Source organism: Flavobacterium chuncheonense, from assembly GCF_042686145.1.
Taxonomy (GTDB): Bacteria; Bacteroidota; Bacteroidia; order Flavobacteriales; family Flavobacteriaceae; genus Flavobacterium; species Flavobacterium chuncheonense.
Map to the genome: position 1 here is coordinate 530,642 of NZ_JBHUPC010000012.1, position 14,990 is coordinate 545,631.

17 protein-coding genes and 4 tRNA genes are annotated in these 14,990 nt (G+C 33.9%); 1 reads left to right on the forward strand and 20 read right to left on the reverse strand.

Annotated features, from left to right (window positions below; all coding sequences use genetic code 11):
- Positions 1-16 precede the first annotated feature (16 nt).
- The 18 genes from rplA to ACFS5J_RS06490 form a co-directional block, all read right to left on the reverse strand.
- A complete protein-coding gene (gene rplA / locus ACFS5J_RS06405) occupies positions 17-706 on the reverse strand; it encodes a 50S ribosomal protein L1 (RefSeq protein ID WP_379811231.1) in 690 nt (229 codons plus the stop codon).
- A gap of 18 nt (positions 707-724) precedes the next feature.
- On the reverse strand, positions 725-1,162 hold the full coding sequence (gene rplK, locus ACFS5J_RS06410) for a 50S ribosomal protein L11 (protein WP_379811232.1): 438 nt from the start codon (positions 1,160-1,162) through the stop codon (positions 725-727).
- Positions 1,163-1,226: 64 nt separating this feature from the next.
- Positions 1,227-1,778, reverse strand: coding sequence for a transcription termination/antitermination protein NusG (gene nusG, locus ACFS5J_RS06415; RefSeq protein WP_379811233.1), 552 nt, complete (start codon positions 1,776-1,778; stop codon positions 1,227-1,229).
- An 8-nt stretch (positions 1,779-1,786) separates the two neighbouring features.
- Entirely contained in the window at positions 1,787-1,981 is a 195-nt protein-coding gene (gene secE, locus ACFS5J_RS06420; RefSeq protein ID WP_379811234.1) for a preprotein translocase subunit SecE, read from the reverse strand.
- 16 nt (positions 1,982-1,997) lie between these two features.
- Positions 1,998-2,069, reverse strand: a tRNA-Trp gene (locus ACFS5J_RS06425).
- Between the two features lie 64 nt (positions 2,070-2,133).
- Entirely contained in the window at positions 2,134-3,321 is a 1,188-nt protein-coding gene (gene tuf / locus ACFS5J_RS06430; RefSeq protein ID WP_379811235.1) for an elongation factor Tu, read from the reverse strand.
- A 59-nt stretch (positions 3,322-3,380) separates the two neighbouring features.
- Positions 3,381-3,452: transfer RNA gene (locus ACFS5J_RS06435), tRNA-Thr, on the reverse strand.
- Positions 3,453-3,486: 34 nt separating this feature from the next.
- Positions 3,487-3,568, reverse strand: a tRNA-Tyr gene (locus tag ACFS5J_RS06440).
- A gap of 32 nt (positions 3,569-3,600) precedes the next feature.
- Positions 3,601-3,674: transfer RNA gene (locus tag ACFS5J_RS06445), tRNA-Thr, on the reverse strand.
- Between the two features lie 103 nt (positions 3,675-3,777).
- Positions 3,778-4,080 (reverse strand): ribosome hibernation-promoting factor, HPF/YfiA family, encoded by a 303-nt coding sequence (hpf, locus tag ACFS5J_RS06450; RefSeq protein WP_379811236.1) that lies wholly within the window; start codon positions 4,078-4,080, stop codon positions 3,778-3,780.
- Between the two features lie 33 nt (positions 4,081-4,113).
- The gene (locus tag ACFS5J_RS06455; protein ID WP_379811237.1) at positions 4,114-5,010 is read right to left on the reverse strand and encodes a tyrosine-type recombinase/integrase; all 897 of its coding nucleotides are present in this window, start codon (positions 5,008-5,010) and stop codon (positions 4,114-4,116) included.
- Positions 5,011-5,080: 70 nt separating this feature from the next.
- Positions 5,081-5,275, reverse strand: a complete 195-nt coding sequence (rpsU, locus tag ACFS5J_RS06460; protein WP_379811239.1) for a 30S ribosomal protein S21 — start codon at positions 5,273-5,275, stop codon at positions 5,081-5,083.
- Between the two features lie 167 nt (positions 5,276-5,442).
- The gene (locus ACFS5J_RS06465; protein ID WP_379811240.1) at positions 5,443-6,612 is read right to left on the reverse strand and encodes an acyl-CoA dehydrogenase family protein; all 1,170 of its coding nucleotides are present in this window, start codon (positions 6,610-6,612) and stop codon (positions 5,443-5,445) included.
- A 30-nt stretch (positions 6,613-6,642) separates the two neighbouring features.
- On the reverse strand, positions 6,643-7,527 hold the full coding sequence (locus ACFS5J_RS06470) for a helix-hairpin-helix domain-containing protein (RefSeq protein ID WP_379811241.1): 885 nt from the start codon (positions 7,525-7,527) through the stop codon (positions 6,643-6,645).
- An 11-nt stretch (positions 7,528-7,538) separates the two neighbouring features.
- Positions 7,539-7,700, reverse strand: a complete 162-nt coding sequence (locus tag ACFS5J_RS06475) for a hypothetical protein (protein WP_379811242.1) — start codon at positions 7,698-7,700, stop codon at positions 7,539-7,541.
- An 18-nt stretch (positions 7,701-7,718) separates the two neighbouring features.
- Positions 7,719-9,389: a sodium:calcium symporter gene (locus ACFS5J_RS06480; RefSeq protein WP_379811244.1), complete on the reverse strand. Its 1,671-nt coding sequence runs from the start codon at positions 9,387-9,389 to the stop codon at positions 7,719-7,721.
- An 80-nt stretch (positions 9,390-9,469) separates the two neighbouring features.
- The gene (locus ACFS5J_RS06485) at positions 9,470-9,691 is read right to left on the reverse strand and encodes a PspC domain-containing protein (protein ID WP_379811245.1); all 222 of its coding nucleotides are present in this window, start codon (positions 9,689-9,691) and stop codon (positions 9,470-9,472) included.
- A 14-nt stretch (positions 9,692-9,705) separates the two neighbouring features.
- Positions 9,706-10,974 carry a DUF2851 family protein gene (locus ACFS5J_RS06490; RefSeq protein ID WP_379811246.1) on the reverse strand — a complete coding sequence of 423 codons (1,269 nt, stop codon included), beginning with the start codon at positions 10,972-10,974 and terminating at the stop codon, positions 9,706-9,708.
- Between the two features lie 74 nt (positions 10,975-11,048).
- Here ACFS5J_RS06490 and ACFS5J_RS06495 point away from each other — a divergent pair, with 74 nt between their 5' ends.
- Positions 11,049-12,716, forward strand: coding sequence for a GLPGLI family protein (locus ACFS5J_RS06495; RefSeq protein ID WP_379811248.1), 1,668 nt, complete (start codon positions 11,049-11,051; stop codon positions 12,714-12,716).
- A 10-nt stretch (positions 12,717-12,726) separates the two neighbouring features.
- Here the strand turns inward: ACFS5J_RS06495 and ACFS5J_RS06500 are convergent, their stop codons facing one another.
- Both ACFS5J_RS06500 and ACFS5J_RS06505 read right to left on the reverse strand, forming a co-directional pair.
- Positions 12,727-13,602 (reverse strand): cation diffusion facilitator family transporter, encoded by an 876-nt coding sequence (locus ACFS5J_RS06500; protein ID WP_379811249.1) that lies wholly within the window; start codon positions 13,600-13,602, stop codon positions 12,727-12,729.
- A gap of 13 nt (positions 13,603-13,615) precedes the next feature.
- Positions 13,616-14,974 (reverse strand): pyridoxal-phosphate dependent enzyme, encoded by a 1,359-nt coding sequence (locus tag ACFS5J_RS06505; protein WP_379811250.1) that lies wholly within the window; start codon positions 14,972-14,974, stop codon positions 13,616-13,618.
- Between the last annotated feature and the right edge of the window lie 16 nt (positions 14,975-14,990).

Consider the following 14,990-nt stretch of genomic DNA (forward strand, 5'->3'; position numbering starts at 1 on the left):
AATTTTTAACTACCAATTATACTGCTTTAGGATCTAAAGCAATAGCAGGACTCATAGTACTAGATAAGTGGATAGACTTAATATAAGTACCTTTAGCTGCAGTTGGTTTTAATTTAATTAATGTTTGAATAATTTCGTGTGCGTTGTCATAAATTTTATCAGCATCGAAAGATACTTTTCCAATTCCTGCATGCACGATACCAGTTTTATCAACTTTAAAGTCAATTTTACCAGCTTTTACTTCTTGAACAGCTTTAGCAACATCCATAGTTACCGTACCTGTTTTAGGGTTTGGCATCAAACCTCTAGGTCCTAAAATACGACCTAATGGACCTAATTTACCCATAACAGCTGGCATCGTAATGATAACATCAACATCTGTCCAACCATCTTTAATTTTTTGAAGGTAATCATCTAAACCTACGTGGTCAGCACCAGCAGCTTTAGCCTCAGCTTCTTTATCTGGAGTTACAAGCGCCAAAACGCGAGTATCTTTTCCTGTTCCATGAGGTAAAGTAACTACACCTCTTACCATTTGATTCGCTTTTCTAGGATCAACTCCTAAACGAACTGCGATATCAACAGACTCATCAAATTTAGCAGAAGCAACCTCTTTAATTAATGCAGACGCATCTCTTAAAGTATATTGTTTGTTCTTCTCAATTTTAGATGCAGCCTCTTTTTGCTTTTTTGTCAATTTTGCCATGTCTAATTCTTTTAACGATTAAAAAGGAGCATCTCCTGTTACTGTTATACCCATAGATCTAGCTGTACCAGCTATCATACTCATAGCAGACTCGATTGTAAATGCATTTAAATCAGGCATTTTATCCTCTGCAATGGTTCTAATTTGATCCCAAGTAACATTTGCTACTTTCTTACGGTTTGGTTGACCTGAACCAGACTTTAATTTAGTTGCCTCTAATAATTGAACAGCAGCCGGTGGCGTTTTAACAACAAAGTCAAAAGACTTGTCTTTATACACAGTAATTTGTACTGGTAAAATTTTGCCAGGTTTATCTTGTGTTCTTGCATTAAATTGCTTACAGAACTCCATGATGTTAACACCAGCAGCCCCCAAAGCAGGTCCAACCGGTGGCGATGGATTCGCAGCACCTCCCTTAACTTGTAGTTTAACTACTTTACTAACTTCTTTTGCCATTTTTTAAAAATTTAGCACATCTAAACAATTGGAAGCGAAGATGTGAATGTATATGTAACAAATATTATACTTTTTCAACTTGCATAAAACTCAATTCCAATGGAGTTTTTCTTCCGAAAATCTTAACCATTACCTCAAGTTTACGCTTCTCGTCATTAACTTTTTCAATAGTTCCATTAAAACCATTAAAAGGACCATCAATAACTTTAACTGTCTCTCCAATAGAATACGGTATTGCAACACTATCAACTTTCACAGAAAGCTCATCTACTTTACCTAACATTCTATTAACTTCAGACATACGTAATGGAACAGGATCACCACCTTTGGTTTCACCTAAAAAACCAATTACACCTGGAATCGACTTAATAATATGAGGAACCTCCCCAGTTAAATTAGCCTCAACCATAATATATCCAGGAAAATATACTTTTTCCTTAGCAATTTTCTTTCCGTCTTTTACCTGAACTACTTTTTCAGTAGGCACCAAAACCTGAGAAACGTAATCCGCTACACCTAAGCGAGCAGTTTCCGTTTCTATATAAGCTTTAACTTTATTCTCCTGACCACTGACAGCTCTTACAACATACCACTTTTTAACATTATTATCTGCCATAAAATAACCTATTTTATAATGTTAAAAAATCCTTCTAATGCTTTTACAAATAATTCATCCACACCATAAGTCAAAAGCGCAAATAAAACAGAAAATACTGCTACAATAATAGTTAAGCGTTGTACCTCAGACCACTCTGGCCAAGTTACATTCGTTTTCAACTCTTGAAACGCTTCCGAAATATAATTAACAAATTTTGTCATTACTTTATATAATTTGCACGGGCGGAGGGATTCGAACCCCCATCAATGGTTTTGGAGACCACTATACTAACCCTTGTACTACGCCCGTTTATTTAAGCCAGCTGCAAAGATAATACAACTGGCTTTAAATTTATGTAATTAAACTAAAAAAATTAGTCTAAAATTTCAGTAACCTGACCAGCACCTACAGTTCTACCACCCTCACGAACAGCGAAACGTAAACCTACTGATAAAGCGATTGGACTTAATAATTGAACTTCAATAGTTAAGTTATCACCTGGCATAACCATCTCTACTCCTGCAGGTAAAGAAATAGTACCTGTAACGTCAGTTGTACGTACGTAGAACTGCGGACGGTAGTTATTATGGAATGGAGTGTGACGTCCACCTTCTTCTTTTTTCAAGATATAAACCTCAGCTTTGAAATGAGCGTGTGGTTTAACAGATCCTGGCTTAATAATAACCATACCACGTTTGATATCAGCTTTATCAATACCACGTAACAATAAACCTACGTTATCTCCAGCTTCACCTCTATCAAGGATTTTACGAAACATCTCTACCCCTGTAATTGTAGAAGTTAATTTCTCAGCACCCATACCGATGATTTCAACAGCATCTCCAGTATTAGCAACTCCAGTTTCGATACGACCTGTAGCAACAGTTCCACGACCTGTAATTGTAAATACATCCTCAACTGGCATCAAGAATGGTTTTTCAACGTCACGAACTGGTAATTCAATCCAGTTATCAACAGCTTCCATCAAGTTCATTACTGTTTCAACCCATTTTGGCTCACCATTTAAAGCTCCTAAAGCAGATCCTTGAACAACTGGTCCATTATCACCATCATATTGATAGAAAGATAATAAATCTCTGATTTCCATTTCAACAAGCTCTAATAACTCAGCATCATCAACCATATCAACTTTGTTCATGAATACAACCATTCTTGGAACACCTACTTGGCGACCTAAAAGGATGTGCTCACGAGTTTGTGGCATAGGACCATCAGTAGCAGCTACTACCAAGATAGCACCGTCCATTTGAGCAGCACCAGTAACCATGTTCTTAACGTAATCCGCGTGACCTGGACAGTCAACGTGCGCATAGTGACGGTTAGCTGTTGAATACTCTACGTGTGAAGTATTAATTGTAATACCTCTTTCTTTTTCTTCTGGAGCGTTATCAATCTGATCGAATGATTTTGCTTCTGATAAACCTGCATCAGCTAATACTTTAGTAATCGCTGCAGTCAAAGTTGTCTTACCGTGATCCACGTGTCCGATAGTACCGATATTTAAGTGCGGTTTCGAACGATCGAATGTTTCCTTTGCCATGACTTAATAATTTAATCTTAGTTATATAATTAGTGTTCAAATTTAATAAACAATTCCAGAGCCAATGACGGGATTTGAACCCGTGACCTCTTCCTTACCAAGGAAGCACTCTACCCCTGAGCTACACCGGCAATTCACCTGAATTAACACAGGAATGTTTTATTGTGGGGAGAGCAGGATTCGAACCTGCGAAGACTTAGTCAGCGGATTTACAGTCCGCCCTCGTTGGCCGCTTGAGTATCTCCCCAAACCATAATTTTAAAATCCTAAAAGAACTTGAGCCGATGGAGGGACTCGAACCCACGACCTGCTGATTACAAATCAGCTGCTCTAGCCAGCTGAGCTACACCGGCGACTCTTACAAAGCTCTTAATAAAAAAAGCCCGCTATTTCTAACGGACTGCAAATGTATAGAATTTATTTTTTAAACAAAACTTTTTTCAATTTTTTTTTATCTTATAAATACGATTTTATTTTTTCCTTACGTTTAACCAACACCCTTTCTAGCGATTCCGCACACAAATCAACCGCTTCTTCAAAACTTTTTGCTGTCTTTTTAACAACAAACTCATCACCTGGAACATGAATTTTTACCTCAGAGGTTTTATTTTCCTTATCACTCGTGTTTTCTAATTTTAGATATACTTCAGAAGAAACAATTTTGTCATAAAATTTTTCTAGCTTACCTAATCTTTCATTTGTAAAATTAAGTAACTTCTTGTCAACATTAAAATTAACGGCTTGAGCATTAACTTTCATAAGCTTTTTTATTAAATAAGTTAAACAAATAAACTATTGTTGATTCCTAGGATGCGCATTTTGATACACCTTCTTCAATTCAGCTAAACTACTATGTGTATATATCTGTGTAGATGATAAACTTGCATGCCCCAATAGTTCTTTTACAGAATTTAAATCGGCTCCGTTATTCAACAGATGCGTTGCAAACGAATGCCTAAGAACGTGCGGACTCTTTTTGACTTTCTGAGACACATTACTAAAGTAGTCATTTATTAATCGATAAACAAACGATTCACTAATTTTATTTCCTTTTTTTGACAAAATTAACACCTCTGTTTGTTCCCCTTCAAGAACTACTGATCTGAACTCTAAATACACTTTTAAAAGCCCGATTGTACATTCTAATAACGGCACAATTCGTTCTTTATTACGCTTACCCAAAACCTTTAACAAACGATTTTCAAAATCAACATTTTTTAATTCTAAATTAATTAATTCCGATCGTCGCATGCCTGTCACATAAAACAACTCCACAATCAATCGATTCCTAACACTTTCAAAATCAAAATCCCCTTCCAATTGCTCCAAAACCCCCTCCACTTCATTTTCCGAAAAAGGTATTTGAATTTTTCGAGCAATTTTTAACGATTTATGCTTCACCAATGGATTAACTTCAATCTGCTTAATTTTTAATAAAAACCTATAAAACGCTTTCAAAGACGAAATTCTCCTATTTACTGTTCTATTTATACTACCCCCCTCAATTTGACTCACAATCCAACTTCTTACCGCATTATAATCCACTTGCTCTAAAACCAAACCATCAAACTGAACATCTATAAAATCCCTAAAAACAATCACATCTTTCACATATGCATTAACCGTATGCTTTGCATACTTTTTTTCCTTTTCTAAATATTCTTGAAATTGTTGAAGATTTGAAGCCATAAAAAAAACCGTTAAATACAAAGTTACACTTTATATCTAACGGTTTAAATATATTAATTCAGAAAAAGAACTACGCTTCTAATGAATCTTTTAATCTTTGAATGTAAGCAGCTTTTTGAACCATTGCTCTTTTAACGATTGATGGTTTGTGGAACGCTTGACGCGATCTTAACTGACGAACTGTTCCTGTTTTATCGAATTTTCTTTTGTAACGCTTTAACGCTTTATCGATATTTTCTCCGTCTTTAATTGGAATAATTAACATAATTTAGGCACCCCCTTTCATTTAGACTGCAAAAGTAAAAAATATTTTTGAAACACAAAGCTTTATCTATAAAACATTCAAAAACTATTACCCTCAAAAAACTGCTCTAAATAAAAAAGTTCTATTTTGTTTCAAAATAGAACTTTTCATTAAACCATTTTCTCAGCTTATTTTACAGCTGGTTTATAACTTTGATTATCAATTATCATTTTTGACAAAATCTCTTTTAAGATCTCTGAAGTACCACCTCCAATAGGACCTAAACGGCTATCACGCATTAAACGTGCCAACGGATACTCTTCCATATAACCATAACCACCTAACATTTGTAAACAACTATAAATCGTTTCATCAGCAACTTTCGTAGATTTCAACTTCGCCATTGTAGCTTCCTTAACCACATACTCTCCTTTATCCAAACGAGCAACTGCAGCATAATTAAAGATTTTACAATGTTCAACATCTGTAGCATGTTCTACTAATGTATGACGTAATGCTTGAAACTTGTTTATAGTTTTACCGAAAGCTTCACGCTGTGACATGTATTCAATTGTATATTCAATTGCATATTCAGCTCTAGCATGTGCATTAATTGCCATAATTAAACGCTCTAATGCAAAATGCTGCATGATGTATGGAAAACCTTTTCCTTCTTCACCCATTAAATTCTCAGCAGGAATTTCTACATTATCAAAAGCAATCTCAGCAGTGTCAGATGCTCTCCATCCCAATTTATCCAATTTAGTAGCAGAAATTCCATTTGATTTACTATCGACTAAAAAGATACTAATTCCTTTATTTCCTAATTCAGGATTGGTTTTAGCCGCCACTACATAATAATCAGCATAAACACCATTTGTAATAAAAGTTTTAGAACCATTAATTACATACTTATCACCATTTTTAACAGCCGTTGTACGCATTCCTGCAACATCACTACCACCAAAAGGTTCTGTAATACATAATGCCCCAATCATGTCTCCAGCAATACTTGGCGCTAAATAATTTTGTTTAATACGCTCATCACCTTCAGCATTTAAATGCGTCATAGCTAAATAAGAATGTGCCCACATAGCCGCTGCAAAACCAGCCGATTTTACTTTTTGAAGTTCTTCTAAAAAGATAACCGTGTAAAACAAATCTAAATTCAAACCACCATAAGCCTCAGGATAACGTATTCCAAAAAAGCCCATTTCTCCAAACTTTTTCCAAATAAAACGTTCAATTGTCCCCGTTTTTTCCCATTTTTCAATATGAGGAACTACCTCTTTATTTAAAAAGTCACGTAAACTTTCTCTAAACAGATTGTGTTCTTCAGTAAAATATATTGAATTCATATAATGTTAAAATAATTTTCTTGAGTTTTTTTAATGAATTTCCAAATATAAGGCTATTATTTTTATTTTATCAACAGGGAAATCTTTAATTTTTGTTAAATCCTCAACACTCTGTATCCCACCATTCATACTTCTGTAAGTAACAATTTCCTTTGCCAAAGCATATTTAAAGTAAGGAAACTTTGCCAACTCTCTTGTTGACAATTCATTAATTTTAATTTTAACAACATTTGGGGTGTCTCCAACAAAGAAAAGCTGCTGCATTTGCTTATAAACTTCAGGACTTACACCCCATACGTATTGCAACTGCTCCATTGAAACAAAAGCGCCAAATTTTTCCTTTTCTTGTAATATGATATCCGAAATCTTATCTCCAATACCGTAAACTCTCATCAAATCTTCCTTAGTAGCCATATTGATATCAATAGGCTTAAGAATTACTTTCTCTTTTGAAACAAACACCTTTTTCTCATATATTGCGGCATTCTTCTTTGTAACCCAGTCAGGAAACTTAAAATAAGGTGAGATTGCATCTAATAATGAATCACTGATTTGAGTTACAGCTTGAAATTCATTACTTGAGTTTACAAATTTTCCTTGTGCCCTATATTGCAGTAATCGGTCAATTTCTGCATTAGACATCCCCAAGACATATCCTTTGTAGTCTGTGATGTAATTTGGATTAAAAGGGTATAACTTTATCCTATTGTCAATGGAAACATTTTTAAGACTATCTATTTCTTTTTGCGCATTAAGCCATTCTACATCTGCAACAGAAAGTTTCTCGGGATTCGAAAAAAACAATTTATCAAAATAGTAGATTCCAAATTGCAACACAATAATGATTACAACCAATAAAAAAATCCCACTTCTGTGTTCTCTTGAAAACAGCAAGTAGGATTTTAATTTATTCATTTCAACTAAATTTAGTCGTTTTCAGGTTGCCTTACCACCACATCATCATTTTCACTAAAAGAATCTGGCTCTTGTTTCGGTGGCGTAGTCAATACTCTAAAGAAAAAATAAACTGCAAAAGAGATTACGATTCCCTGAGTTACCAACATTGTAATTAATGCTTCTGTATTCATACTAATATCTTTTTTAAATTATGCAGTTGCTCTTCCTTCTTTAACTCGTTTTTGATATGCTAAATATACTAAGAAACTAATAAAGACAAACAATAAAACCAATAAAAGTCTTGACATATTCAAATAAAATATTTTGTCTTCTAATTGACTTACAACAATAGGATCAGTAGCCGCAGCAATTTGTTCTTTAATTCCAGAGTGCATTACCGTTTTAATAATTGACCCATTATCTAACGTCCATCCATTGCCTGAGAATAATGAAGAAAAGTTTCCTGACCAATCATTATTTAAAGGTTTAAAAACAGAACCCAAGAAAATAATAACCAACATTACAGGAGTAACATATTTAATAATGTACTTGAAAACATTTGGTACTTTTATATCTGCACCACTTGTAATCTCTCTCCAACCTTTGTTCATCCCGAATATCCACGAAAACAAAATGGTTTCCATCATAGCAAAAACAACTAAACTTACCGTTCCTGCCCAGTAATCGTATTCGTCAAAAACTCCTTCTTGATAAAATATGACTGTAGGTAAACCTAAAATCAAAATCATTGCTCCAAAAGACCAAGCACCTCTGTTTTTTGACCAACCAAATTCATCACGCATGAATCCCATCCAAGGTGTACCCATCGCTAAAGATGATGTAATACCCGCAAAAAACAATAATCCAAACCAACATACACCAGCTACAATTGCTAAAGTACTTCCCCATTGTTGGAATAAATATGGCATCGTTTGGAAAGCCATACCAAAACCTGCATTTTCGATTACCCAATCCAAACCTAAGTAACCTGCTGCAATAGGAATAACAATTAAACTTCCTAAAACAACTTCAACAAACTCATTCATGAAACCTGCTGAAACAGCATTTAAAGCCACATCGTCTTTCTCTTTTAAGTAAGCTGCATAACAGTGAATAGTTCCCATACCTACTGAAAGTGTAAAGAAAATTTGACCGGCTGCTGCCATCCAAACTTTTAAATCTAAAATTGACTCATATTGTGGCGTCCATAAGAAGTTTAAACCATCCCATGCATTTGCATCTGGGAATATATCCGATGCACCACTTGTTCCTAAAGTTAAACCTCGAACGGCTAAAACAACACCAAATAGGATTAACAATGGCATACCTACTTTGGCTACTTTTTCAATTCCGCCAATACCTTTAGATAAAATAAAAGTATTCAATAACAAACAAACAATATAAAAAACTACCGCTTCGTATGGAATACCAGTAGTTGAATGTGCTACATCAACATAAGAATTAAAAAATCCAGCTACATCAGCCTGACTCATTCCGCTAAATGTCCCCATTAAAGTATGGTACACATACGACATTGTCCATGATTCAATATAACAATAATAAGCTGCAACTGCAATATTGGTAAAAATTCCAAATACACCGATGTATTTAAGAATTCTTCCTTTTGCCATAGTATCTAAAATGTAAGGAGTACTGTGGTTTCCGAATTTTCCTCCATATCTACCAGAAGACCATTCTATAAATAATAATGGAATCCCCATTACAAGAAAACATACTAAATAAGGTATAATAAAGGCTCCTCCTCCATTTTGAACCGCTTGTACTGGAAACCTTAAGAAGTTCCCCAATCCTACAGCGTTTCCAGCCATTGCTAATATGAGTCCAACTCGTGAACCCCAAGAATCTGCTTTTGTCGACATATTAAATTATTGGTAGTTAATGGCCCAAAGATAAGAAAACAATCTAAAACACAAAGAAAAGTTAAATTTTAGAACAAAGCTTACAAATCAAACACAGATGTCCGTTTTGTATGCACCATATCCTTTAATTTTAACAAGAAAGCCAAAGTCAGGTAAAACCCAAATCCCAACCCCACTGTAATAAAAGAAATATAAATAAAAAACAAACGAACACTAGTCGCTTTCATCCCCATACGGTCGGCCAATCGAGAAGCGACAAAAAAGCCATGTTTTTCAAAAAAATGAAGTAATTTATAAATCATAGCTCAAAAGTAATCTAATTTTTCAAAATGGAAACACCAATAGCACATTTTAAACATTGCTTTTTATCACAATATTCTCTTTTTAAATGCAGTAACGCTTGAGAATCTACAACGGAATCAACTTTACAACCAATAACTTTAAACTTGTCTACAACTGCATTTTTTTCCACCTTAATTTCTCGAAGTAGGTCAAGGATAAAATCGCTTTCACTATTGGAATGCAATTTATTATATACATACAAGAGCGGAATTACCGAATTCACCAATATTAAATCTATAAAAGTTTTGGTAAGCTTTTTGGGTTGGTTCACCGTTTTAGCATCAAAAGTATAATGTGATTGCCAATATTCACTTGATTGAATCATCAATAACTCATAAAACCCCTTTACATTTCTCTTTTCTAATAATTGTGTAAATAAATTGACTCTCAAACGATACAGCATCGCTAATTGCGACAAACGAATTGTTGGAAAATTATCCGGTCGTAACTTATAAAACTGGATTCCTAAAGCCAATTCCTCTTTCAAATTATACTTATGTTGTAAATACAACCATTTTGTTTGCAACTTTAAAAAGTAAGTATCTTGATTATCACCAGATAAAAAGCCACTACTACCAAAAAACAAAGCTTCTAAAGCATTAAGATCACTTTGTTCTTTTCTTATAACGGTAAAAGGAATCGATTCCGCTAATTTTGCAAAGGCTTCTCCATTAATATTTAATCCAAAGCTTTTTGCCAGCAAAATAAAACAGACCGCCTCCCAATCATTATTATAGTTTTCTAATAATTGCAGAATATAAATTGTTTTTTGTTCTAAACGCTCAAAATACAAACGCTCTTTCCAATTCTCTAGTAAAAAAGAATCTATTGTTCCAAATTGGTTCTCGCAATAAATCCAGTTTTTCTCAGAAATTAGATTATTATAGTTTTCCAATTCTTTTGGAGCGACGTATTTTTTTAACTCAAGAGTAGCTATTTCGGTATTATCGGGTCTAAAAATAGGTGAATCGTATTCCCAAACAACATGCAAAATAACATTATCATAATTGGCATCCGTTTCATGATGATGCAAATACCAATCGGAGGATTTTACATGAATCTCAATATTCCCAGCCCATTTCTGATTGGCTATAATCAATTGTGCATTGAAAAAATCGGGCCCTGTGGCTTGAAGATATTGCCCAAATTGGAGAATCTCTATTTTTTCTCCTTTAGTAGTATAAAGTTGGTTGACATCAATACGTTTATGTAACCAAATGTGGTGTAAAAAGTCTTCTTTCATAATAATTCTGTATGGCGTATATAGTAGCTAAGTTAAGAAAAAATTATCTTTGTTGAAACTAACTCAATCAAAACATGCAAACTAAAGCAAGCTTACTACTCCTTTTACTTTTTGTTTTTATTCCATCTGTTGCACAAAAAAAAGAACCAATTTATAAAATCACTTATACTAAGAATTATAACGGAAATATCATTACTGCAAATCCTATAGTATCTTATGCTACAAGTAAATCTAGTATTATAACAAATGAAGATATTGAAAACAATACTGCTTCATTACCATTTGAAAAGATGGTCTACAATAGTGTTACAAATAAATTAACTAAAGTCAGCACACTTTCAAAAAACAACCACATCAGTACTATTGATAGTACTTCATTAAAAAAATACGAATTCACTATAACTGATGAATTCAAAACAATATTAGGTTACAAATGCCAAAAAGCTACAACTGTTGTCAATTCAAATCACATCGATGTTTGGTTTACAAATGATATTGCTATAAAAAGTGCTCCAAGTCCTTTAGGGATTACTTTAGGCTTGGTTTTGGAAACGAATAGAAACAACAACTACATCATTACAGTGTCTAAAGTTGAAAAAATAAAAGGTGTACTCCCTACTATTCAAGATGATGTTAAAACATATGACGGTCTTACATACAACGATTTAATTTGGAAAAGCAAATTCAAAACTATTTCGGTTTTTGAAAATGAAATCATCAACTTTTCAAAAGAATCTGTTTCAAATGATAGCATTTTACGTTTTGCGAATGGCACTATTATTTTAAAAAAAATAAAATTCCCAGAAATAAAAAAACGAGATCAGATTTTTATTGACCTGACACTACAATCAAATGGTGATGCTTATGATAGAACAGGAAGTGTGTTTCTAATTCCGCAAGACAAGAAAACATCTTTTTTGGATGGATTACAAAATGGTGCTAAAACCTTGCCTATTTATACCAATGGAAATGGAAAAGAATATCAAGGAATCATCAGTACAGAAAATTACAATCCATTAATTGAGTTGATGCGTTTTTTTACTCCTTTCGGTGTTCACCAATACAATTACATTTTGCTTAAAGACAAAGAATGGTTTGATAAAGCTTTCTACCGTCAAGATATTTCCGATTTGAATGCTTATTTAAGTAATAATGAGTATTGGATTGGAACCTTTATTGGAAATTATGACAAAGGAGGTCACAAAGTATCCGTAAACATAACCATTCATAATGAAGAAGGGAATGAAAAAGCAGAAAAATTATTTATGCCTTTGTTCAACACTACAAACATAATGGAAATGGCAGGTCAAAATTATGGAAGCTTATTTGACAATGAAAAAGGATTAATTGTAGAATTTACTTTGGATAAAGCAATTAAAAATGCCCAACTGAAATACATTGGTACAGGACATGGTGGTTGGGAAAACGGAGATGAATTTGTACCAAAAGAAAACACTCTTGTATTAAACGGGAATATAATACATACTTTTACACCATGGAGACAAGACTGTGGTTCGTACCGTTTGTACAATCCCGCTTCAGGAAATTTCAACAATGGTCTTTCCTCTTCAGACTATAGCCGTTCAAACTGGTGTCCGGGAACTGTTACCAATCCAACATATATCAATTTAGGTAACCTCCCGGCTGGCAAACACACTTTACAAATAAAAATCCCTCAAGGAAAACCTGAGGGAAATAGTTTTAGTTTTTGGAATATATCAGGACTATTAATCGGCGAATAATTTCACTCAATTAATTATAATCGTCGGGTTCAACATGTATTAAAACATGACCAAGATTGGGTATTTGACTGCGCAAGTAATCTTTTAGTTCGTGCGCAATTGAATGCCCTTCTTTTACTGAAATAGTACCTTTTACAATAGCATGCAAATCGATATGATACTTCATACCAGATTTTCGTATAAAACATTTTTCTGTACCTAATACGCCGTCTACTTGTAATGCTTTTTCTCGTATCTCATCTATCAAATCATCATATTGATGTTCGTCCATGATTTCTCCTAAGGCAGGTCTAAAAATCAGGTAACTGTTATACAAAATAAAAGCAGAAGCAATAAGTGCTGCCCAATCATCGGCAGTTTCATAACCTTCACCAAAAATTAAAGCAATTGAAATCCCAATAAAAGCCGTTATTGAAGTAATCGCATCACTTCGATGATGCCAAGCATCTGCTTTTAGGGACGAACTGTTGGTCTCTTTACTTTTACGCATTACTATTTGATAGGATATTTCTTTCCAAATAATAATACCACTTAAAACCACTAAAGTCCATGCTTTAGGACCTTCATGTGGCGTTAGAATATTTTGAATACTTTCATGAGCAATTATTCCTGCAGAAATTACTAAAAAACAAACAACAAGAAAGGTTATCAAAGGTTCAATTTTACCATGTCCATAAGGATGATTCGCATCAGCTGGACGCTGCGCATACTTTAAACCGAACAACACCAAAAGTGAAGAAAAAATATCGGTTGTAGACTCAATAGCATCGGCAATCAAAGCATATGAATTTCCAAAAAAGCCAGAAAAACCTTTTATTAAAGCTAATGTAGTATTACCAATTATACTAAAATAAATGGTTTGTATGGCTGTTTTTTCATTACTCATAAAATGCAGTACTTTAAATTGTACTGATAATGTCGTGCTTTGTAATAATGTGATGTTTACCATCACCCAAGTCAACCAATACTGCTTGATTATCTTTGGTAATTAATTTTGAAATTTCATCGATTGTAGCATTAGCTTGAACAATAGGGTAAGGTTTACCCATCACTTCTTTTATTGGTTTATCAGCTATATTTTTATCTTCAATATAACTTCTAAACAAATCCGATTCGTCTACACTACCAACAAACCCATTAACATCCATTACTGGAATTTGAGAAATCTTATACTTTTTTAAACGTTCAATGGCATGAGAAACCAATTCTTCTGTACGAACTACAACTAATGGTTTATCTTTATGATCTTTGATTAAATCGGTTGCTTTTGTTATTTCTTCGTCCAAGAAACCTCTTTCACGCATCCAATCATCGTTAAACATTTTACCTACATAACGACTACCTGAATCATGGAAAAGCACCACCACAACATCTTCCGGTTTAAAATGCTCTTTCAACTGCAATAATCCTTTTACAGCAGCTCCAGCAGAGTTCCCTACAAATATTCCTTCTTCCAAAGCAATTTTACGCGTGTAAACTGCCGCATCTTTATCTGTGACTTTTGTAAAGCCGTCAATTAAAGAAAAATCAACATTTTTAGGTAAAATATCTTCACCAATACCTTCTGTGATGTACGAATAAATTTCGTTCTCATCAAAAACACCTGTTTCATGATATTTCTTAAATACAGAACCGTAAGTATCAATACCCCAGATTTTAATATTTGGATTTTTCTCTTTTAAAAATTTAGCAACTCCAGAAATTGTTCCACCAGTCCCAACACCAACTACAAAATGTGTGATTTTACCATCGGTTTGTTCCCAAATTTCAGGTCCTGTTTGTTCGTAGTGTGCTATTGCATTACTTGGATTATCATATTGATTCACATACCACGAATTTGGTGTTTCTTCTGCCAAACGCTTTGAAACCGAATAATACGAACGTGGATCTGTTGGTTCAACATCAGTAGGACAAACGACAACCTTAGCACCAACAGCTCTAAGAATATCACACTTCTCTTTTGATTGCTTATCTGAAATTACACAGATTAATTTATAACCTTTGATAATAGCACCTAAAGCAAGTCCCATACCCGTATTACCAGAAGTCCCTTCAATAATTGTTCCACCTGGTTTTAAACGTCCATCCGCTTCTGCATCTTCAATCATTTTAACAGCCATTCGATCCTTTACAGAATTTCCAGGATTAAAAGTTTCAACTTTTGCCAATACCAAAGCATCGATTTCAGCTGTTACTTTATTCAATTGAACTAAAGGTGTATTACCAATAGTTTCTAATATATTTTTTGCGTATTTCATTTCAAAATTAAATTAT